At 40.8% G+C, this 21,532-nt stretch carries 16 protein-coding genes and 1 other RNA gene; 11 read left to right on the forward strand and 6 right to left on the reverse strand.

Annotated features, from left to right (window positions below):
• Nucleotides 1-460: 460 nt before the first annotated feature.
• The 5 genes from FD723_RS06155 to FD723_RS06175 all read left to right on the forward strand — a co-directional run bounded on the left by FD723_RS06155 (nucleotide 461) and on the right by FD723_RS06175 (nucleotide 5,586).
• On the forward strand, nucleotides 461-949 hold the full coding sequence (locus FD723_RS06155; RefSeq protein WP_179064528.1) for an NUDIX hydrolase: 489 nt from the start codon (nucleotides 461-463) through the stop codon (nucleotides 947-949).
• Between the two features lie 215 nt (nucleotides 950-1,164).
• The gene (locus FD723_RS06160; protein WP_179064529.1) at nucleotides 1,165-2,874 is read left to right on the forward strand and encodes a fumarate reductase/succinate dehydrogenase flavoprotein subunit; all 1,710 of its coding nucleotides are present in this window, start codon (nucleotides 1,165-1,167) and stop codon (nucleotides 2,872-2,874) included.
• Between the two features lie 373 nt (nucleotides 2,875-3,247).
• Complete coding sequence (locus tag FD723_RS06165) at nucleotides 3,248-3,475, forward strand: ferredoxin family protein (RefSeq protein ID WP_012408944.1); 228 nt, start codon at nucleotides 3,248-3,250, stop codon at nucleotides 3,473-3,475.
• Between the two features lie 45 nt (nucleotides 3,476-3,520).
• The gene (locus FD723_RS06170; RefSeq protein WP_179064530.1) at nucleotides 3,521-4,516 is read left to right on the forward strand and encodes a HEAT repeat domain-containing protein; all 996 of its coding nucleotides are present in this window, start codon (nucleotides 3,521-3,523) and stop codon (nucleotides 4,514-4,516) included.
• A gap of 2 nt (nucleotides 4,517-4,518) precedes the next feature.
• Nucleotides 4,519-5,586 (forward strand): Mrp/NBP35 family ATP-binding protein, encoded by a 1,068-nt coding sequence (locus tag FD723_RS06175; RefSeq protein ID WP_179064531.1) that lies wholly within the window; start codon nucleotides 4,519-4,521, stop codon nucleotides 5,584-5,586.
• A gap of 14 nt (nucleotides 5,587-5,600) precedes the next feature.
• Here FD723_RS06175 and FD723_RS06180 read toward each other — a convergent pair whose 3' ends face one another.
• The 3 genes from FD723_RS06180 to FD723_RS06190 form a co-directional block, all read right to left on the reverse strand.
• Nucleotides 5,601-6,581, reverse strand: a complete 981-nt coding sequence (locus FD723_RS06180; RefSeq protein WP_179064532.1) for a 2-dehydropantoate 2-reductase — start codon at nucleotides 6,579-6,581, stop codon at nucleotides 5,601-5,603.
• A gap of 125 nt (nucleotides 6,582-6,706) precedes the next feature.
• Entirely contained in the window at nucleotides 6,707-7,594 is an 888-nt protein-coding gene (locus FD723_RS06185; protein ID WP_179064533.1) for an inositol monophosphatase family protein, read from the reverse strand.
• A 266-nt stretch (nucleotides 7,595-7,860) separates the two neighbouring features.
• Complete coding sequence (locus FD723_RS06190) at nucleotides 7,861-8,511, reverse strand: PEP-CTERM sorting domain-containing protein (protein WP_256875090.1); 651 nt, start codon at nucleotides 8,509-8,511, stop codon at nucleotides 7,861-7,863.
• 135 nt (nucleotides 8,512-8,646) lie between these two features.
• Here FD723_RS06190 and FD723_RS06195 point away from each other — a divergent pair, with 135 nt between their 5' ends.
• The 5 genes from FD723_RS06195 (at nucleotide 8,647) to queF (ending at nucleotide 10,635) form a co-directional block, all read left to right on the forward strand.
• Nucleotides 8,647-8,913 (forward strand): YciI family protein, encoded by a 267-nt coding sequence (locus FD723_RS06195; RefSeq protein WP_179064534.1) that lies wholly within the window; start codon nucleotides 8,647-8,649, stop codon nucleotides 8,911-8,913.
• A 37-nt stretch (nucleotides 8,914-8,950) separates the two neighbouring features.
• Nucleotides 8,951-9,047, forward strand: an RNA gene (ffs, locus tag FD723_RS06200) — signal recognition particle sRNA small type.
• Between the two features lie 25 nt (nucleotides 9,048-9,072).
• Nucleotides 9,073-9,459, forward strand: a complete 387-nt coding sequence (locus tag FD723_RS06205) for a phasin family protein (protein WP_179064535.1) — start codon at nucleotides 9,073-9,075, stop codon at nucleotides 9,457-9,459.
• Nucleotides 9,460-9,611: 152 nt separating this feature from the next.
• Complete coding sequence (locus FD723_RS06210; RefSeq protein ID WP_179064536.1) at nucleotides 9,612-10,013, forward strand: hypothetical protein; 402 nt, start codon at nucleotides 9,612-9,614, stop codon at nucleotides 10,011-10,013.
• Between the two features lie 220 nt (nucleotides 10,014-10,233).
• Nucleotides 10,234-10,635 carry a preQ(1) synthase gene (queF, locus tag FD723_RS06215; RefSeq protein ID WP_179064537.1) on the forward strand — a complete coding sequence of 134 codons (402 nt, stop codon included), beginning with the start codon at nucleotides 10,234-10,236 and terminating at the stop codon, nucleotides 10,633-10,635.
• A gap of 28 nt (nucleotides 10,636-10,663) precedes the next feature.
• Here the strand turns inward: queF and pstS are convergent, their stop codons facing one another.
• The 3 genes from pstS to FD723_RS06230 form a co-directional block, all read right to left on the reverse strand.
• Complete coding sequence (gene pstS / locus FD723_RS06220; protein ID WP_179064538.1) at nucleotides 10,664-11,761, reverse strand: phosphate ABC transporter substrate-binding protein PstS; 1,098 nt, start codon at nucleotides 11,759-11,761, stop codon at nucleotides 10,664-10,666.
• Between the two features lie 160 nt (nucleotides 11,762-11,921).
• Nucleotides 11,922-13,322, reverse strand: a complete 1,401-nt coding sequence (locus FD723_RS06225; RefSeq protein WP_179064539.1) for a cytochrome c biogenesis protein — start codon at nucleotides 13,320-13,322, stop codon at nucleotides 11,922-11,924.
• Between the two features lie 30 nt (nucleotides 13,323-13,352).
• Entirely contained in the window at nucleotides 13,353-14,093 is a 741-nt protein-coding gene (locus FD723_RS06230) for a cytochrome c biogenesis protein CcdA (RefSeq protein WP_179064540.1), read from the reverse strand.
• 181 nt (nucleotides 14,094-14,274) lie between these two features.
• On the opposite strand from FD723_RS06230, the gene FD723_RS06235 reads away from it, so the two are divergent.
• A complete protein-coding gene (locus tag FD723_RS06235; RefSeq protein WP_179064541.1) occupies nucleotides 14,275-21,399 on the forward strand; it encodes an AAA family ATPase in 7,125 nt (2,374 codons plus the stop codon).
• Nucleotides 21,400-21,532 lie beyond the last annotated feature (133 nt).

Raw genomic sequence — 21,532 nt, forward strand, 5'->3', positions numbered from 1 at the left:
ACAGCTAGTCATCAAAATTACTCCTCAACGATTTTAACTATTTTTAGAATCTAAACCTCTTGGGCATTAGTAATATTATGTACTTGGTTCATAGTAGGTCTTTTTTGGCTTTGCTAATAAAGCGAGATTTTGAAAAGTATTCAAGATCAGCATTATATTTTACCCTCAGAGAAATAAAATAACGCTACTTAGAACTTCAACTAACAGATAATCTCAGTTTTATTAAGAAAATGCAATAGCAACTTTAAGACTATTATTGTCTTAACCCTCCAGCGAACTAGAGATTTCAGGCAATTAAGAGGACAGTTAAGACAGTTAAGACAGTTAAGGGGACAGTTAAGACAGTTAAGGGTATAGTTAAAATATTTAAATTAATAAAAGAATAATTAGCAGCAATTAATTTTTTAGTAGATGCACAGAGAAGCCAGTGCGTTTCGTCGGTTCTCACGACATTCTCGTTATGGCAAATTGGTCAGACTCCTATCTCGGCAAGTTACGACAAGTTGTAGGCGATCGCTTACTTTTATTATTTGGCTCACGTGTGATTATTGAGGATAGCTTGGGGCGCGTTTTGTTGCAAAAGCGGAGTGATTTTAAGCTTTGGGGGCTACCTGGTGGCTGTCCTGAGGTAGGCGAATCTGCCGAAGAATGTTCCGCACGAGAGGTTTTTGAGGAAACTGGTTTAACGGTTAAGGGTTTTGAAGCTGTGGGGTTGTCTTCCAACCCAGCCCATGAAACTGTAACTTATCCCAATGGCGATCGCGTGCAAAACTTCATTTTGATTTTGCGAGCCGTTGAATGGGAAGGAAACCTCGCTTGTCTAGATGGAGAATCGCTGGCGCTGGAATTTTTTGATTTGGCTGAGTTACCTGCATTAATGCCAAATGACCAGCCTGTTTTAGAAAAGTTTCAGGAATACAAGAAAAGCGGCAAATTTCTATTGTTCTAAAAATCTAGTGATTGAGATTTAAAATAGTACATTGTAGAGTCACATATCTATGATCTCTACACATTTTTTTACGTTCCATAAGGGACTTCCAAATCAAAAAAATACCGACAAGATTGGATAATTTGTTTGTTGTAAATCCCGAAAAATGTTAAAATACAGTAACTTGCTAAATTTACCGTACTTTGTGCAAAAACCTATAAAAAATACTTGATATTATGAATATCAATACCCAGTGGATCAAAACAGATGTACTCGTCATTGGCGGTGGTACAGCAGGAACAATGGCAGGCATCAAGGCAAGACAAGCCAATCCTGATGCGGATGTGCTGATTTTAGAAAAGGCTAACATCCGTCGCAGTGGTGCGATCGCAATGGGTATGGATGGCGTTAATACCGCAGTCATTCCCGGACATTCCACACCAGAACAATACGTGCGTGAAATCACCCTGGCTAACGATGGCATTGTCAACCAAAAAGCCGTTTATCAAACAGGCAAATTAGGTTATGAAGTCATCCAAGAATTAGAAAGCTGGGGTGTGAAATTTCAAAAAGATGCTCAAGGCAACTATGACTTAAAACAAGTGCATCGTGTGGGTAAATATGTCTTACCTATGCCAGAAGGTAAAGACCTCAAAACAATTCTTACCCGCCAAGTTAAACGCCACAAAGTCAAAGTGACAAATCGCGTCATGGCAACCCGCGTCTTAGTTAAAGAAGGACGTGCTATTGGGGCGGTGGGATTTGATGTCAGAAGCGGAGATTATATTGTTATTCAAGCTAAAGCAGTCATTTTGTGTACAGGTGCTTGTGGCAGATTAGGATTACCTGCTTCCGGCTATCTCTACGGCACTTATGAAAATCCTACTAATGCCGGAGATGGCTATTCAATGGCTTATCATGCCGGTGCAGAACTTAGCAATATTGAATGCTTTCAAGTTAATCCTTTAATCAAAGATTATAACGGCCCCGCCTGTGCTTATGTCGCCGGGCCTTTTGGCGCACATACAGCCAACGCCGAAGGAAATCGCTTCATTAGTTGTGACTATTGGAGTGGTCAGATGATGTTGGAAATCTGGAAAGAATTAAATTCTGGAAAAGGGCCAGTCCAACTCAAAATGACCCATCTTGATGAAGATACAATCGCTGAAATTGAATCCATATTGTGGGCGAATGAACGACCAAGTAGAGAACGCTTTCATCAAGGCAGAAATGAAGATTATCGCACCCAGGGCGTCGAGATGCACATTTCCGAAATTGGCTTATGTAGTGGTCATAGTGCCTCTGGTGTATGGGTAAATGAAAATGCTCAAACAACTGTCCCTGGTTTGTATGCAGCCGGAGACATGGCTAGCGTTCCTCATAATTACATGATTGGGGCATTTGTTTTCGGTCGCATAGCCGGAACTCATGCCATTGAATATATCCAAGATTTAGATTTTACCGAACCAGATCCAGATTTTTTAGAAACTGAAAAATCCAGAATTTATGCACCTTTAACTCGCCCAAATGGTGTACCTCACACCCAGGTAGAATATAAATTAAGACGCTTAGTTAATGATTATCTGCAACCACCAAAATCAGGCAATAAAATCGAGATTGGGTTAAAACATTTTGTCCAATATCAAGAAACATTAGATTTAATGGGCGCTCGTGATCCCCATGAATTGATGCGTAGTCTAGAAGTGCATTTTATTCGTGACTGTGCAGAAATGGCAGCCAGAGCATCATTATATCGTCAAGAGACTCGTTGGGGTCTTTATCATTACCGCTTAGATTATCCCGAAAAGAATGATGAAGAGTGGTTTTGTCATGTCAATTTAAAGAAAGATGAATTAGAGCAAATGGTATTGTTTAAGCGTTCTGTAGATCCTTACATTGTGGAAGTAGATGCAGTCAAAGAAGTCTATAATGTTGCCGTTAAGTAAGAGGATGTTTTAAAAGTTTTGGGAGAAATGTAGGGTGTGTTGTCGCGGAGCACAACGCACCATCAACAATTCAATAACTTTTCTAGAATACAGCCTAAGATCATAAAAATGGGTTATGAAGCAATAATTTTCGATCTCGATAATACACTGTTGAATTTTGAGATATGTGAACTGCAAGCTATTCTGATAGCGCTGAAAAATTGTGCAGTATCTTTAGATTTAAATGGAGTCAGTGAGACTAATTTTCTTCAAGTCTTTGAAACTTATAATTCCCAGTATTGGAGACAGCGAGAAACTTTTTCTCCTAGTGAATTAGCTTACCCTATTTGTTTAACCCTTTAACAGTTTCAATACAAAATCATGGAGTTGTTTTATGGCTTTAATCAATCAAAGAATAGATGTTCCTGTGATAGTTGATGAATCAAAATGTCTAGAAAAATGCACAGCCTGTATTGAAGTTTGTCCCTTGGATGTATTGGCAAAAAATCCAGAGACGGGGAAAGCTTATATGAAATATGATGAGTGTTGGTTTTGTCTACCTTGTGAAAAAGAATGTCCAACGAATGCAATTACTGTACAAATTCCGTTTTTGTTGCGCTAGTTGTGTGCAGTGGCAGAAGAAGTAATTATTTCTAGAGGATTCAAAATGTCTGCAAGTAATAATTTGGAATTAAAGCAATGGTTGGAAATGTTGCGATCGCCTGACGTAAACGATCGGATAGTAGCTATCAAAACCTTGCAACATCTAGGCGATGACGAAACAATCGACGCTTTAATTATCGCTTTGAAAGATGAAAATGTTATTGTTCAGAAAATAGCAATATCTGCTCTTTGGGAAATTGCTAATCCTGTTGCCATCCCTGCTTTAATTGAAAGCCTCGGTTCAGCAGATACAGAGATTCGCACTGAAGCCGCATCAGCATTAAATGAGTTAATTACACAAGACGAATTGTTACTTTTACTAGATAAACTTCAAAGTAATGATGTAAATCTTCAATTAAATATTTTGGTGCTTTTGCGGAAGATACATGATATTCAATCTTTGCCATATATTTTCCCATTTTTAGAATCAAAAAATCCTGAGTTAAGAGAAGCAGCCGTTACAACACTGCGATATATCAATCAACTAGAAAAATGTCCGCAAGCTTTAAATTTAATATTTGATGAGGAAGCAAGTGTACGTCGTGCTGCGGCTTTAACTTTAGAACATTTACAAGATATAGAAGTGATTACAATACTTGCTCAAGCACTTACAAATGATAGTGACTGGCAAGTTCGCCGAAATGCAGCTAAATCTCTGACTATTCATGCAAATAATCAAGCAATTTCAGCATTAGAAATAGCCTTAAATGATGAACATTGGCAAGTGCGGAAATCAGCAGCACAAGCTTTGCAAAAAATTCCAGATATTCAAGTTATGCCGAGGTTAATTCAAGCATTAACAGATGAATATGCAGATGTCCGCAAAGAAGCTGCGATCGCACTTGGGAATTTAGCTCATCCCGACGTTATTAACCCCCTGCAACAAGCCTTAGATGACCCTGACAAAGAAGTATCCATCCAAGCGCAACGGGCAATTCAGAAGATTCAAAGCAATAGTCTTAAGGGAGCAATAAATAACCTAGAGAAAGGCTTCTCCTAACTATGTCTGACCACCAATCCCCCTTTCAGCATTCGGAACAAGAAGTAAAACCAGATACTAATCCCCATCAGCAAGAAGTCATCCAACTTCTGAAACAGGTCATCGAGCCTACCTTAAAAAATGATATCGTTAGTTTGGGAATGGTACGAAACTTACGCATAGTTGATGACTATGTTTACTTGCGTTTATATATTGGTTCCCATCAGCAGCAATTACAGACAGAGATTCAATCTAAATTATCATTTATAACTTGGTGTAAAAAAACTTATATTCAAATTTGTACAATTCCTGGCGTTAAAATAACCTTAGCAGTTTCTAGCGGCAAAGGTGGTGTGGGCAAATCAACAACAGCCGTAAATATAGCCGCCGCTTTAAAATTGCAAGGGGCAAAGGTTGGGCTACTAGATGCTGATATTTATGGCCCTAACGTGCCTCAAATGTTGGGTTTAGGACAAGCTGAGATTCAAGTAATTCATACTCCTACAGGTGATAAGTTTTTACCTCTAGAAGTTCAGGGAATTAAACTGATGTCAGTTGGTTTACTTGTAGAAGAAAATCGTCCTTTGGCATGGCGTGGCCCTGTGTTGCATAAAATTATCACTCAATTTTTGCAAGATGTGGAATGGGGCGAATTGGATTATTTATTAATAGATTTACCTCCCGGTACAGGTGATGCTCAAATCACAATTATCCAAGAAAGCCCTGTTTGTGGAGTAATTCTCGTGACCACTCCTCAGCAAGTAGCGATCGCAGATGTCCGACGTAACATATATATGTTTCGCCAAGTTGGTGTTCCCGTCCTTGGGATCGTAGAAAACATGAGCTATTTAATTTGTGGTGATTGTGGCGCACGCACGCCAATTTTTGGCAGTGGTGGCGGCGAACAACTCGCAGCAGAATTACAAGCGCCACTGCTGGGGCAAATTCCTATTGATCCTGATATTTGTAGCGGTGGTGATACTGGAAATCCGATTGCAATTAGGGATCGCACTTCGCCTGCAAGCGAGGTTTTTGTCCAAATTGCCACTGCGCTGAACGCAACTTTTATCAATTGCAGACAACCTCAATAAAAGCTCAGGGAGCATCAAATCTTGACTTTGGTTGCCTCCAGCAGCTTGACGCTGGCATAAATAGCATCAATATAAGGTGTGGGAATTTGAGTGAGTTTTCCCAATTCTGCCACCGCGCCTACAATAGCGTCTATCTCCGTAGCGCGTCTGGCTTCAATATCTTGTAGCATTGAGGTTTTGTGGGCACCAACATTTTCTGCCCCATTAATTCGTTGTTCCAAAGTAATGCCAAACTTTATACCCAAATTTTCTGCGATCGCTTGAGTTTCTGTCATCATTTGCCGCGCTAGTTCACGGGTGAGGGGATAGCGACAAATATCCTCTAAAGTCGCACCAGTCAAGGCGCTGATGGGATTAAATGCCACATTCCCCCACAACTTGATCCAGATTTCCGTGCGAATTTGATTGCGGATTGGGGCTTTGAATCCTGCCTGTTTTAAAGTCTGTGCTAATAATTGGATGCGTTCTGTTTTAGTGCCGTCGATTTCACCGAGAGTAAAGCGATCGCCTTCAATATGTTTAATTACACCTGGTTCAATTATCTCAGTTGCCGGGTAAACCACACAACCGATGGCACGTTCAGCACCAATACTAGCTTCAATAATCCCATCTGGATCAACAGATTGAATCCGCGTACCTTCATACTCACCGCCATGCTGACGAAAATACCACCAAGGAACGCCATTTTGGGCTGTCACCACCATTGTGTGAGAATTGTAGAGTGCAGGTAGAAAAGGTGCGATCGCAGGTACGCTATGAGCCTTGACAGTTAAAATTACTACATCCTGTGGCCCTGCTGACTGAATATCGCTAGTTGCCAAATTCGGAGTAGCAATTTGGCTAGAACCGTCTGACATGAGCAACTTCAGCCCATTTTTTTGAATTGCCTCCAAATGAGAACCACGCGCAATCAGCGTCACTGTTTCACCAGCCAGGGCCAGTTTTGCCCCTAAATATCCACCAATTGCACCCGCGCCAACAATACAGATTTTCATTTTGTCAAAAGCTTATGAGTCGTGGAAGATAGTATCCAGTTGCTTTTACCTCAAACAGCTACACTTTAGACATCTGGTGAAATTAAATAGGCATCATCCATAACCCTTGTAGAGACGTAGCACTGCTACGTCTCTACATTCATTTTCGGAGATGTCTTTTGCAGCGCTGACAGTAGGTCTTGATGAACAGATTTTGAGGCAGCTACGATTAATCCAGGCAGACTATAGTTTTTACAAGTATGCAGTGGTGGTAAAGTCGAACCGTCGAGAGTAGTTACAATCCAGCCAGCCTCTTTCGCAATAAAAGCGAGTGCAGCACTATCAAGAAATTTGCCCGATTTGATGACTGCTCCACTCAAGTCGCCACTAAGAATACCATTAAGATTGGGAATCTGAATATCACTAGAGTAATCGGTCGCTATATCGATTACTTTATATCGATCTTTTAGTAAATGAGCAATAGAATTCATTCCCCATCCCAACAAAATAGCAGGTTGGGCGGATGTTATATGTAATGGGGCACAGCCTTCTAAGCTCATCTCCAACGTCCCTTTAAAAGCACCTTCACCTCGAAGGGCATAAAAATAAATGTTTTGGGCGGGAGAAATAGCAATTACTGCTTCAAAGTCATCCGAATTTAGAATACTGAGAATAATTTGGTAATTAGAATGTCCATCCATATAAAACTTCGTGCCATCAATCGGGTCGAGTGTGACTAAGTAATCACCTTCTGAACCGAGTTCGGTAGCCCGAAAATACTTGGTATTATTAGAACTTTCATATTCTTCACCATAAAAGCGAATATCTGGGAAAGTGGCTAGTAATACTACTTCTATTAGATTTTGAATAGCCACATCTGCATCAGTAAGGGCGGCAGCAAAAAAGTTTTTTGCTTGTTCTTTGGCAGGAAGTGCAGCAATTTTTGGTTGCAGAAAATTGGCATAAGCTGCTGCTACTTTGAGATGGGGGAGTAAAGTCTCTAAAATTAATCGAGTAGTTGGTGTTGTAGACATTGCAGCAAACTCCTTTTAGAAATAATCTACCGTTGGCAAGGCGATAGAATTCTATATCTAGACAAAATTACGGTATCATTTGGATGTAATGATACCACCGTTGCTGCTATATTACTCTAATCTGTATGTCTCAAAGAACCTATAGAGACATAGCAATTTTTCTTGCAAATTCAAGGGTTTAAATTTCTATCTGAAACTCTCTTCTCTACGAGACACTGCGCGTAGATTGCTTCCCTGTAGGGGTTTTTCAATTATTATTGATGGTTTTAGGAAACTTTTTCGGGCTTCTTCTGAGTAAATTTGAATAGCTTATGACGTTTGAGTACTGAAGATGTACCCAGAGTGCCAAGGATGAGTAAGCTAAAAATAGAAGTGGATTCAGGGATGGTGATGATGCTTGCAGAAAAACTAATGGGTAACTCACTATCTTCCAATCCCAAATTTTCAAAACCTGGTATGATTGGCGGCGCAGAAAAAACCTCTAAATAACCTGGTGTCGGCAAAAAACTCGCGAAAAATGGACTAGAATAGCTTCCTCCCGAAGTGGAATACCCAAAACCATCACCTGTTAACTGCTGAGTATTAAGACTAATTAAATTATCAATATTAAAAGGTTCGTTGCCTGGTATGGGAGTCCCAGCGGGTTGTAGACCAGTAATTGTTTCACCATTTCGTGTACCAGTAATTCCAGATATCAGGTAAAAACCTAAATCGTTAGGGGTGTCATTAGTGGTCAGAGTACCGTTTGCTGCTATGCCAGTACCAGAATAATTCCAGTTCCAATTTAAAGCAGAGGCGGTTTGCATTTTCCCGAAAGCTAATCCAGATACGGTGGTGAGAGCTATGGCAGATAGAGCTAGATTTTTCATGGAAGTTGTTAGTGCGATCGCGGATCTTCTAAAATTTTCCCATGTCATTGTACAGAATCCCCAGTGACTAAAACTGCCACCCAAAGTCGTTGAGGCAGAGTGCCCAGATTTTTGATCAAAATGCTACTCAAAAACAGTCATAACTAAAGCAGGAAGTCCTTTGTAACTGGAGTTAAGAAGCTAATGCCGTGGTTTGTAAAAATTGAAGAAGGGAAAGTTGATAAACCTACCTTTGACCAATATGTACCTGCTCACAAAGCCTACATTCAGGACTTAATTGCTAAAGGACACAAAGCGCGAACAGGTTATTGGGCGGAGCAAAGAGGCGGCATGTTGCTGTTTGAGGCAGCTTCCAAGCAGGAAGCAGAAGCGATTGTGGCTGACGATCCTTTGGTGCAACACGGTTGCGTCAACTATCAGCTTTATGAATGGCGAATTGTTATGGAATGACACACACTTACTGACTTTTCATGTTATGCTTTTAGAAGACCTGGATCTATGCGATCGCAACACCCAAATCTTGTCAGAACCGGAAGGTAGCAGCAACACGGGAGGCTTGTGGTAGGCGTAGTCTCCGGGTCGCCCTATTTTTAGGAGCCTTTAGCAACAATGCCTGGTTTTGGAGATATTGTTCAAAAAGCTTTTTACCTCGGTGTTGGATTAGCTTCTTACGCAGGTGAGAAAGCAGGGGGAAAATTAGCCGAAGTGCGATCGCAAGTCCAAAAACTGGCAGACGAAATGGTGGCCAAGGGCGAAATGAACACAGAAGAAGCCCGCCGCTTCGTTGAAGAGATGATGAAGCAAGCCCAACAGCCCCAAACATCTGGTGAAGCCTCTGAAAAAACACCCCCTTCTGAACCTCGTCGCATTGAAATTTTAGAGGATGACGAAGAACTAACGGTGAAAGAGGTATCAAATGATGAGAATGTAGATAAATTACGCCAAGAAGTACTAAATCTACAAGACGAGTTAAAACGATTGCAACGCGACCAATAGCATTCTTTGCTCAGAATATCATTAATAAGTGGCATTTTGACATGACACTTCGGATAGAAACTTGATAAAATACATTGCCTAGTGTGTATTTTAGTGCTTCAAGCCAGATAACATAAAGCGTCCTGTTTATAGCCTGCAAAGGTGTCAAGTTTATGGAACAGTGGCAAAAAGATTTAGCAGAAATCGTTGAAATAGTGGCTGAAGAAGTAGAGCGTTTCTTCCTGGGAATGAGTGAAGTGGTAGACGCATTTTTTGAGCTAACGGAAGAAGTGACCGAGCAAGTACACAATAACATTGTTACTGAAGTCGATCAGTATTTACAGGATTTTGCTGAACCAATGATGGAAGCTTACTGGGAATTGGAAGACATTGTTGCAGATGTAGATCCGGGTTTTCCTTATTTAGTCGAACCCACAGCCGAAAAAAATCCTGCCTGCATCGGTTGTAGTCATTACCACGGGCAAGTATATGGTGGTAATTTGTTAGTTTGTGGTATGCATCCCCACGGTTGTGAAGATGAGAATTGTCCAGATTGGGAGAAGGAAGAGTATTGAGAGGGAGTTAGGAGTTAGGAGTTAAGTAGGTAGGTGGGAAAATTTACAAGTATGTCATTGCGAGTGAAACGGAGTGTAACGAAGCAATCACAAGGACTTTGACGATTTTACATTTGGTTACATAGTTAGGTTAATTTATGCCTACCTACTTATAAAATTACTAAAAGGACGTAAAGATCAGTAAAATAACTAATAACAAATGACTAATGACAAATGACAAATGACAAATGATAGTGTATCCCAGGCAAGCCAAGAAATGAAATATGGCGAACGCGACATTGCGGAAGGTAAATTAATTACCTTTCCGAATCCGCGTGTGGGGAGGCGATATGACATTAGCATCACTTTGCCGGAATTTACTTGTAAATGTCCGTTTTCCGGTTATCCTGACTTTGCGACAATTTACGTTACATATATTCCTGATGAACGGGTAGTGGAATTGAAGGCGCTCAAACTTTATATTAATAGTTATCGCGATCGCTACATTTCCCACGAAGAATCTGCCAATCAAATTTTGGATGATTTTGTGGCTGCTTGCGATCCCTTGGAAGTTACGGTGAAAGCAGATTTCACCCCTCGCGGTAATGTGCATACCGTGGTTGAAGTGCGTCACCAAAAGTAAATATCATCAATGATTAGCCTTGATGGCTTTATTCAGCAATTTTATTGATGGCAGATTGCACTTGAACCACAACTTTTTTAGACAAAGGAATATACCCAAGTTCCAAACTGGATTTTTGCCCATCAATCACCGCCCAATCAACAAAGTTTTTCAGCGCTTGAGCTTTGACTCGGTTTGGATATTGCTGATAAGTTAAAAGCCAGCTGTAAGTAACGATGGGATAAGATTGGGCATCGGTAGGATCGGTGATAAAAGCAATTAAGTTATCATCTGGTAACTTCACTGCTTCTAAAGTTTGTGCTACAGATTTTGGTGTTGGCGTAATATAATTACCAGATTTATTTTCTATTGCAGCCACAGGAAGTTTATTTTGTTTGGCGTAAATGTACTCTACATAGCCAATAGCTCCTGGTATTTGCTGAATTAGGGCGGTAACACCTTCGTTACCCTTTCCACCAATTCCTACTCGCCATGCTACAGATTTGCCAGCCCCAACTTTGCTTTTCCATTCTGGACTGATGGCGCTTAGGTGTTGCGTTAACACGCTTGTAGTCCCACTACCATCTGTTCGGTGTACAACCTGAATTGGTAAATCGGGTAAACTTACTGCTGGATTAGCTGCGGCTATTCTAGGATGATTCCAATTTGTAATTTTTCCGAGAAAGATATCTACATAAACTTGTCGTGGTAGCCTCAGAGCAGTTGGCACATTGACTTGAGGCGACTGCTGTGCAACTGGTTTGAGGTTATAAGCCAACACAATAGAACCGGCAGTTAAAGGTAAAGCAATTACTCCCCGTTTGATTTTGCCTGCTTGTTCATTTGTAATTCCCACATCACTAGCTGCAAAGTCCACAGTACCTTCAATGAGTTGTTGCACTCCAGCACTGCTCCCTATAGCTTGATAGTTAATTTGTACATCAGGATGTTGCTGGTTATAATCTGCAAGCCATCGCTCATACAAAGGTGCAGGAAAACTCGCCCCAGCACCAACGAGAGAAATATGTTTGATGTTTTGATTATTAGCAGTACAAGAAGTGATATTTAATAAAACAGCGATTAGGGGTAGAAGGTAAACGCGTCCCTTAAATTGAAGTTGAGCAGATATAGAAATCTTTTGTTCCAATGTTGAATAAATACCTCTAGAAATTTTCTAATTAATTGTAAATAACTTTGAAATGCAAAGGAGCGCAGAGTAACGCAAAGTCATCCTCGACGTTACTCAGCGATTTCCTTCTCTACGAGACGCTGCGCGAACGCTAATGCGAATGCGCCCCTGGAGCGTTTCAAGCTTCAATCGCGGCCTCTTTCTCCTCACCTTTTGGCTGTGAACTCAGCCGATCTAAAATATCTAAAACCTCTTGTTCAAAAGCAACTTGGGCGCGATTAGTTTTGCCACCAATATACAAGCGATCGCCTTTTTGCAATGCCCAGATTTGCGAGTGGGAAAAGTAACTCATCACTACACCCAGCATCAGCAAACCAAACCCTGAATAAACAATTGGAATGCCTGGATCGGCTTTAATTTGTAAGCCAGTGCTACCAATGACATCCAAAATTTTCAGCTTCACACCATTTATTTCGGTGTACATACCAGCGCGGACTGTATCAACAAGTTTGCCAGTGGCATCATAAATTAATACCATCCCTTGCAAGTCTTTGGCTAACAGAGAGACACCCTCACTCAAATCCGGTTTAGTAGGAACCCAGGTTCCCCAAATGCGCCCGCCTTTCCCATTGGTGTTCAATTGCGCCATCGGTAGCTGAAAAACGGGGCTGTTGTTAAATTGGACGCGAACGCCTGCAATTCCCCAATCAGTTTGATAGAAAGTTATGCCATGATAGCGCAGAGGTTCGTTGACAAAAATCTTCTTGTGGTCAATTTCCTTTCCTTGATTATTCAAGACAGACATATCTGAATAAAATTGATCGATGCCACCAGATGGAGTGTAATCAATCCAAAAACGATTGACTCGCACAGACCAATCTTTGGGGATTTTTGCGGCTATTGGGCCAGCATCGACAATATTTGTCACTTGAAATGTATCGCCACTAGCAACCATTTCCTGAGCGAGAAACCCAGTCATCGCGCCCCAAATTCCCCCTAGCAGAATAGCGACGATGCCAATATGAACAATAATTGGGCCGATGCGTCCGACTATTCCCTTGCGGGCGTAAAGGAGATTTTGTTTTTCTGGATCTTGAAAAATTTTATAGCGGTGTTTCTGTAATATTTGGCTGAGAGAATCTAGCGAACCAGTATCTAGTTCTGTACTTAAAGCTAATTTTTGAAATTGTCGTGGTTCTTCGTAATATTTCCAGCGCTGGGCAGCTTTTAAGGCTGGTAACTGTCGGGTAAATGAACAAGCAGTTAAGCTAGTGCCAAATAAGATGAGTAATGACAGAAACCACCAGGTACGATATACATGGTCTAATCCAACTACTTGAATTACCTTCCAAGTTAAGAAACCAAATAAAGCTGGATGTTCAGGATAATTGGCTTGGTAAAATGCGGGTGACTGACCTTGCTCAATGACAGTACCAGTAGAGCTAAAGATTGCAATCAATAGCAATAGTGCGATCGCTAGTCGTAAGTTGGTCAGTACAGGCAAAAGCTCTTGCCGTAAGAACTGCCCAGGTATCGCCCACCATTTTAATTCTTTTGCAGCTGAATCTTCTAAAGTCATTACGTGTAAAATCTAACAAAGGTATTGATATTAAAGACTACCAAGGGGAATCCGAGAAATTAAGGAAAATACACCGAATCCTACCAATAGTGCCCCGCTAACTGGGTTAATCCAACCAGACCAGCGACGCAATTCTAGTAATTTTTTAATTGAAGCTGTAAAAGTACCCGCCAAAATCAACGGTGCTACATAACCGGCCGTGTAAGAAAGTAGCAAAACAGCACCTAAAATTAAGTCTTGTGTACTAGCAATCCAACTTAACAAACTCGCTAAAACAGGGGTGCTACAAGGGGATGCCACTAAGCCGAAAGTCAGTCCCAGCAAATAAGAACGCAATCCTGTTGGCAAATCTGGCGAAATCCAATTCGTTTCATTCAAGGATGGAAATTGTATAGGCAGTGCTTCTAATAAGTTCAGCCCCATGAGAATGGCGATAATGCTGACAATAATCGGCAAACCAATTCCCACTTGACCGTAGACTTTTCCAACTAAACCTGCTATAATCCCCAGCCCTGCCAATGTAGTTGCTAAACCTAAAGCAAACCAAGTTGATTGGGCAGCGGCTTGCAGGCGGCTTTTGGCTTCATAACCGCCGATGTAACCAATGGTAATTGGCAGCATAGAAAGCATACAGGGTGTGAGACTGGTGAGCAAGCCAGCAGCAAAGATAATACCAACGCTTACTACACTAAGATGTGTCAGTTGGTTAGAAACGAGGCTGTTGGCAAATTGTTCTAGTTGGTAAATTTGGGTTTGCAGGTTATCAAACATGGGGAGTTTATGAGCGGGAAATGCTTACTCTGCTTGAATTGTAGCTTATTTTTATCTGTAGAGTCAGCAGAAGTGATTATCCGCATCTGATATTATCTAAATTTTATCTGCCCAAGGAAATGTATCTAAAATACAATTAGGCTGGGATTATCCCTGAAGAAACACGGCTGGAGTATTTGGCATGATGATTGCATTACCCGGATTTAAAATTGCGACTTTGTTAAAAGCAGGGGTAAAAGCAGTCATATACCGTGGAATTAAGGTTGAAGACCAGTGTCCAGTAATTATCAAAGGACTACGACCAGAACAGTGTACACCCAATAATATTGAACAACTCAAACATGAGTATGCGATCGCACAAAGGTTAAATACCACCGCCGCAGTCAAAGCCTACGCCTTAGAGATGCACCAGGGAATCCCTTATTTAATTATGGAGGATTTTCAGGCGCGATCGCTCGACCAATTTCTAGACCAATTTCAACAACCTGTGCCGTTTCTGAAGATTGCTATTGAAATCACCAGTAAACTCGCACAAATTCACACTTGTAACATTGTCCACAAGGATATTAAGCCGCAAAATATTTTAATCAACCTCGAAACTAATCAGGTAAAAATTGCCGATTTTGGAATTGCTGCTTTCATTCCCTACCAGCAGCAAATAGTTAGCAGTTCCAGTCGCATTGAAGGCAGTTTACCTTATCTTTCACCTGAGCAAACTGGGCGGATGAATCGAGGGATTGACCATCGCAGCGATTTGTATTCACTAGGAGTCACCTTTTATGAAATGCTCACAGGTCAGCTACCATTTCAAGGTAAAGACCCCTTAGAGTGGGTACATTGTCATATTGCTAAATCTCCGTTAGATCCACATAAACTGAACTCTAATATTCCTCAAATTTTCTGTGACATCATCATAAAATTGTTATCAAAAGTTGCAGAAGAGAGATATCAGAGCGCTTTCGGTTTACAATTCGATTTAGAAAAGTGTTTGCAGCAATTAGAGACAACTGGAGAAATTCAATCCTTTGTTTTAGGTGAGCAAGATATCTCAGAACGCTTTCAAATTCCCCAAAAATTGTATGGGCGAGAAGCAGAAATTGCCAAGCTTTTGCAAGTATTTGAGCGAGTTGTTAGCCAAGGAAAACCAGAACTTGTGTTAGTTTATGGCTATGCTGGCGTTGGTAAATCTTCTCTGGTGAAGGAGATTCACAAACCCATTGTTAGAGAACGTGGGCTTTTTATCTCTGGCAAATTTGATCACTACAAACGAGATATTCCTTATTCCACTATTGTGCAAGCTTTTAAAACACTTGCTCGACAAATTTTAACTGAACCAGAAGATAAACTTTCTACCTGGAAACAGGAAATAAAAGCAGCTTTAGGGAACAATGGTAAGCTAATCACAGATGTAATTTCAGAAGTTGAACTAATTGTTGGAGAACAGCCTCCTATCCCAGAGTTGGGGCCTGCTGAATCTCAAAATCGATTCAACTTGGTGTTTCAGAACTTTATAAGCGTCTTTGCTAAAAAAGAACATCCTCTCACTGTTTTTTTAGATGATATGCAGTGGGCAGACACCGCTACTTTGAATTTAATTGAAACTATTATTACTGGTTCTAGTATTCAGTATCTCTGCTTCATTTTGGCGTATCGAGATAACGAAGTGGATGTTGTACATCCCTTTAATTTGATGATAGATAAGGTTCGGCAGTATGGGGCAAGAACGACCGAAATTCTGCTGACACCGCTAAATCTTGTCTATGTCAATCAGTTAATTGCTGATACCTTGCATAGTTCAGCAGAACAAGTAGAACCCCTTGCTCAATTAATTATCCAAAAAACTGATGGTAATCCTTTCTTTGTTAATGAATTTCTCAAAACACTGCATCAAGAGAATCTACTGAATTTTGACCCTCCTCAATCCCTACTTGCTCAGGGGGGACAGAGGGGGGTAAAAGGTGGGTGGCAATGGAATCTAGCTGATATTGAAGCTCAAGGGATTACAGATAATATTGTCAGTCTGATGATTGGGCGGATGCAAAAACTGCCACTTGCAACTCAACAGGTGCTTAAATTAGCCTCCTGCATCGGGAATCGTTTTGATTTAGAAGTTTTGGCATTGGTTGGGGAACAATCTATTGAAGAAACGGCAAATGCACTTCTTGAAGCAATTTTAAGAGGATTAATTATTGCCATTGAATCAGATGAAAGTGTTGATAAAAACTATCGTTTCTACCATGACAGAGTTCAACAGGCTGCATACTCTTTAATTGCTGATGAATCAAAGTCGGCTGTTCACCTGAAAATTGGGCAGCTTTTACTGAAAAATGCTAAACCTGAACAAGTAAATGAGCAAATTTTTGATCTAGTCAATCAACTTAATCTCGCGGTGGATCTAATTATTGAACAAACAGAAAAAGATGAATTGGTGCGATTGAATTTAATCGCTGGTAAAAAAGCAAAAGCTTCTACAGCCTATACTCCTGCCAAAAGATTTTTTAGTGTTGCGATGAATCTTTTGGCTGAAAATGCCTGGTTTCAACAATACGAACAAACATTTACTTTGTTTAGAGAACAAGCTGAGTGTGAATTCTTAACTGGAAATTTAGAGCAAGCGGAAGAATTATTTGATCTATTATTGCTGAAAGCAAAATCTCATGTAGATAAATCTAATATTTATATGCTGCAAATCAGACTCTATCAAGTTGCAGGTAGATATGAAAAAGCACTGACATTAGGATTAGAAGCTTTAAAACTTTTTGGGGTGAGATTACCTGATACAAATGAGGAAGTAGAAGGTGCGATCGCAATTGAAAAAAACCAGGTATTAATAAATTTAGGTAATAGACAAATCTCTGATTTAATTAATGCTCCGGTAATCCAAGATCCAAATATTAAGACACTGATTAGTTTGTTGACCACTTTGGGGCCACCTACTTATTTAGCTAGACCCAATCTCTTTCCCTTAGTTGTACTTCAAGCTGTTAACTACTCCCTCAAGTTTGGTAATACGGAAGATTCTTGTTTTGCTTACAGTATGTACGCAATGCTGTTGGTTTCCATCTTCCATGATATTCCCACAGGCTATGCATTTTCTGAGATGACCATTCAATTGAATGAAAAGTTTCATGACTTGAAACTTAGAGGAGTTGTTCTACACATTCATGGAAGTCATATTAACGTTTGGTGTAACCATATTGCCAGTGATATTCCTTTTTTGGAGCGGGGATTTATTGGTTGTGTGGAAGCAGGTGATATAACGATGGCAAACTACAACGGCTATCAAGGCTCATGGCAAATTATTCAATTAGGATATCCACTTGGAGATACATACAAATCTCTAGATAAATACACTACATTTGCCCGTCAGTCGAAACATGAAGCTGTCTATCAGACAATCAGATTACAGCAGATGTTCCTGATGAATCTGTGCGGACTTACTCATCACAATCTGACTCTAAGTGATGATAATTTTGATGAATCACAGGCTTTATCTGTAATTACAGATGCAGGTTTTGTCAGTGGAATTATTTTTTATCACATTATCAAATTAATTATCTTTTTTACATATCAACAATATACAGAAGCATTAAAATTTGCCTTAGAATTATCTAAATTTCCAGTTACGACACTGGCATTACCAATTGAAACAGATTACATTTTATATTACTCGCTGACTCTCACGGCTCTTTATCCAACAGTATCTAATCAAGAGCAAGAACAGTTTTTGCAAACTTTAGAATTCCATCAGCAACAATTGCAATATTGGGCTAACCACTGCTCTGCTAACTTCTTACACAAGTCTCAATTAGTAGCTGCGGAAATAGCTCGGATTGAAAGTCGAGATTTGGAAGCAATGCGCCTATATGAGCAATCAATTGCTTCAGCCAGTGAGCAGGGATTTGGGCAATATGAAGCTTTGGCTAATGAGCTAGCGGCTAAGTTCTACTTGGAGCGAGAGTTTGAATTAATTGGTAAAACTTATTTGGAAGCAGCTAAAAATGGTTACATTCGCTGGGAGGCATTTGCTAAAGTTAAGCACCTAGAAGAATCCTATCCTCAGCTATTGCCACAACAACAGCTTGTCTCTAATGGCACGTTTATCACCACAGGTGAGCATTTAGATTTTTTGTCAGTAGTTAAAGCCTCTCAAACTATCAGTAGTGAGATTGTTTTTTCACGGTTGTTGAAGACATTAATGCAAATTGTGATCGAGCAAGCAGGAGCAGAAATCGGTTATTTGTTGCTTGAACATGAGCAAAATTTGGTGATTGAAGTAGAGGCTAAGGTTAATCCCCAAGTAGAAAAGCTCAATGTTTCTCGACCTATATTAGAGGGTGAAATTTCTCAGCTTATTCCGCAATCAATGTTGAATTATGTTCAGCGAACTCAGGAAACAGTGATTTTGCAAAATGCCACTGAACATAATTTGTTTTCCAAGGATGAGTATGTAATTCAAAAGCAACCTAAATCTGTACTTTGTTTGCCGATCGCCCGTCAGTCAAAATTACTTGGTATTTTATATTTAGAAAATAATCTGATTTCCAGTGCTTTTACACAAGACAAACTTTCTGTATTAGAAATTTTGACAGTTCAAATTGCTATTTCTCTAGAAAATGCTCGTCTTTATCAAGGTTTAGAAGACAGCAAAGCACAACTAAATTTGGCATTAAAATCTGCCAAAATCGGTGTTTGGAGTTGGGATATTAGCAGCGATCGCTTTGATTGGGATGAGCAAATTTATCAACTATTTGGGTTAACACCGGAAACCTTTGCTGGCACTTCTGAGGCAATTTTAGCTCGTCTGCATCCAAGCGATCGCGGATTGCTGGCTCAATCGTTGAGTCGAGCTATTAACGAAGGTGTGGAGCATAATTTAGAATATCGAATTATTTGGGATGACGGCAGTATCCGCTACGCAGTCTGTCGGGGAAAAGCCTTTTTCAACGAAGCGGGTATTGCCACACACATGAGTGGTGTTGTGCTTGATATCACAGATCGCAAACAATCTGAAGCCGAACGAATCCAACTGATTCAAGAGCAAACCGCACGACTGGAAGCAGAAGCCGATCAGCAACGAGCAGCATTTTTGGCTCAAGTAAGTGCAACCCTCGCATCTTCCCTCAATTACCAAAGCACGCTAGCAAGTGTGGCAAACTTAGTTGTGCCTTACTTCGCCGATTGGTGCAGCGTTGATCTGCTACAAGACAACCAATCAATTAATCGGGTAGCAGTTGCTCACCGAGATCCAGAGAAAGTTAAACTCGGTTGGGAACTTCATCAGCATTATCCGAGAAAATTGGATGAACCTGGAGGTGTCCCTAAGGTGCTGCGTACAGGAATTCCTGAAATGGTAACTGAAATCTCAGATGCACTATTAGTAAAAGGCATCCCAGATGCAGAACATCTCAGGATTATACGTGAAATCGGTTTGAAATCCTGTATAATTTTACCGTTGACTGCACGTGAAAAAGTTTTTGGTGCAATTTCCTTTTTTAGTGCTGAATCAGAGCGTCGTTACAACACAACTGACTTGTCATTAGCGGAAGATATTGCCCATCGAGCGGCGATCGCGATCGATAATGCCCGTCTTTACCAAGAAGCGCAGCAGGCACAAAAAACAGCAGAAAGAGCATTGGAGCGGATTGCCCGTCTTCAATCTATTACGGCTGCTCTCTCAGAATCTCTAACACCAGCCCAAGTATCTGAAGTTATTGTCGAGCAAAGCATGGCTGCCTTAGGAGCAAATTGTGCCCTCGTCGCCTTGGTGAATGAAAGTAAAACGGAACTGGAAATTGTGCGTGCAGTTGGCTATAACCAGGATTTGGTGAATACTTGGCGTATTTTTGCCATCGATTCACCCTCTCCCTTAGCAGAAGCGGTGCGAACTGGGAAACCTATTTGGGCTGAAGCAACAAAAAATCGGGCAGATCGTTACCCCCATTTAGCAGAGATTTATGCCCAATATGATTTTAATGCCTGGATTTCTATTCCATTGATGGTAGAAGGTTGGGCAGTTGGCGGTATAAGTTTGGGATTTGCCCAGCCTCAACAACTTAGTGGAGAAGATCAAGCATTTCTCTTGGCTGTTGCTCAACAATGCGCCCAAGCGATCGCTCGTGCCCATCTCTACGAAGCCGAACGAACAGCAAGAAGCGCTGCTGAAAGCGCAAATCGCGTCAAAGATGAATTTTTAGCTGTGCTGTCTCATGAATTGAGAACACCACTCAACCCGATTTTGGGTTGGGCAAAACTGATGCGGAGTCGCAAACTTGACCAAGCAACCAGCGATCGCGCCCTAGAAACTATTGAGCGCAATGCCAAGTTACAAACTCAATTAATTGAAGATTTGCTGGATGTCTCCCGCATCCTTCAGGGTAAACTTAACCTCAACTTCGGCCGGATTAATTTAGTATCAGTGATTGAAGCTGCGATCGAGACAGTGCGTTTATCGGCAGAGGCTAAATCTATCCAAATTCAGACAATTTTTGAATCTGGTATCGGAGAAGTTTTAGGCGATGCCAATCGATTACAACAAGTTATTTGGAATATTCTTTCTAATGCCATTAAGTTTACTGCCATCGGTGGACAGGTAAAAATTAAATTAGAGCAAGTTGGCTTACAGGTACAAATCCGTGTCACTGATACAGGGAAGGGAATTGAACCTGAGTTCTTACCTTATGTCTTTGATTATTTTCGTCAAGCAGATGGTGCGACAACTCGCAAATTTGGCGGTTTAGGTTTAGGATTAGCGATCGTCCGTCATCTCGTAGAACTTCATGGGGGAACTGTGCAAGCAGAAAGTCTGGGCGAAGCTAAAGGAGCAACTTTCACCGTCAGACTTCCGTGTTTACAGGATAAAAATAAAGGAATTAAGGATGTAGAAGATAACTCTTCACTGGTGGCGAATCAGTCTTTGCCCTTATCTGCCTTAGAGATTCTAGTGGTGGATGATGATGCAGATATGCGAGAGTTTTTGCCTTTTATGTTGCAACAGTATGGTGCAACTGTTATCGTTGCCGCCTCAGCCATTGAGGCTTTAACAGCATTGAGTCAATCCCAGCCAAATCTGATCATCAGCGATATTGGGATGCCGGAAATGGATGGCTATATGCTGATGCGACAGATCAGAAGTCTGGAACCAGAGCAAGGCGGGACAATTCCCGCGATCGCTTTAACTGCCTATGCTGGTGAGATGAATCAGCAACAAGCGATCGCTGCGGGATTTCAACAGCATATTTCTAAGCCTGTAGATCCAGAAGAATTGGTGAAGGCGATCGCGTCATTGGTTCCCGATTTGGGATGATGGTGGAATATAAGCAGGTGAATACTGTTCGGTTAAGACAAGAGACGCGATGAATCGCCGTCTCTACAAAAGATTGATTATTGTAGAGACGGCGATTTATCGCGTCTTTATTCTGACCGTTGGTTGTTAATTC

It is taken from the genome of Nostoc sp. C052, assembly GCF_013393905.1.
GTDB lineage: Bacteria > Cyanobacteriota > Cyanobacteriia > Cyanobacteriales > Nostocaceae > Nostoc.

Excerpts from the sequence above, each read along its gene's own strand:
- FD723_RS06180 (WP_179064532.1), bottom strand. The coding sequence starts at position 6,581 with ATGAAAATCTGTATTGTTGGCGCGGGTGCAATTGGTGGATATTTAGGG.
- FD723_RS06225 (WP_179064539.1), bottom strand. The coding sequence starts at position 13,322 with ATGACTTTAGAAGATTCAGCTGCAAAAGAATTAAAATGGTGGGCGATA.
- FD723_RS06210 (WP_179064536.1), top strand. The coding sequence starts at position 9,612 with ATGGAACAGTGGCAAAAAGATTTAGCAGAAATCGTTGAAATAGTGGCT.
- FD723_RS06155 (WP_179064528.1), top strand. The coding sequence starts at position 461 with ATGGCAAATTGGTCAGACTCCTATCTCGGCAAGTTACGACAAGTTGTA.
- FD723_RS06190 (WP_256875090.1), bottom strand. The coding sequence starts at position 8,511 with ATGACATGGGAAAATTTTAGAAGATCCGCGATCGCACTAACAACTTCC.
- FD723_RS06160 (WP_179064529.1), top strand. The coding sequence starts at position 1,165 with ATGAATATCAATACCCAGTGGATCAAAACAGATGTACTCGTCATTGGC.
- FD723_RS06230 (WP_179064540.1), bottom strand. The coding sequence starts at position 14,093 with ATGTTTGATAACCTGCAAACCCAAATTTACCAACTAGAACAATTTGCC.
- FD723_RS06185 (WP_179064533.1), bottom strand. The coding sequence starts at position 7,594 with ATGTCTACAACACCAACTACTCGATTAATTTTAGAGACTTTACTCCCC.
- FD723_RS06205 (WP_179064535.1), top strand. The coding sequence starts at position 9,073 with ATGCCTGGTTTTGGAGATATTGTTCAAAAAGCTTTTTACCTCGGTGTT.
- FD723_RS06175 (WP_179064531.1), top strand. The coding sequence starts at position 4,519 with ATGTCTGACCACCAATCCCCCTTTCAGCATTCGGAACAAGAAGTAAAA.
- FD723_RS06195 (WP_179064534.1), top strand. The coding sequence starts at position 8,647 with ATGCCGTGGTTTGTAAAAATTGAAGAAGGGAAAGTTGATAAACCTACC.
- queF (WP_179064537.1), top strand. The coding sequence starts at position 10,234 with ATGACAAATGATAGTGTATCCCAGGCAAGCCAAGAAATGAAATATGGC.
- FD723_RS06170 (WP_179064530.1), top strand. The coding sequence starts at position 3,521 with ATGTCTGCAAGTAATAATTTGGAATTAAAGCAATGGTTGGAAATGTTG.
- FD723_RS06165 (WP_012408944.1), top strand. The coding sequence starts at position 3,248 with ATGGCTTTAATCAATCAAAGAATAGATGTTCCTGTGATAGTTGATGAA.
- FD723_RS06235 (WP_179064541.1), top strand. The coding sequence starts at position 14,275 with ATGATGATTGCATTACCCGGATTTAAAATTGCGACTTTGTTAAAAGCA.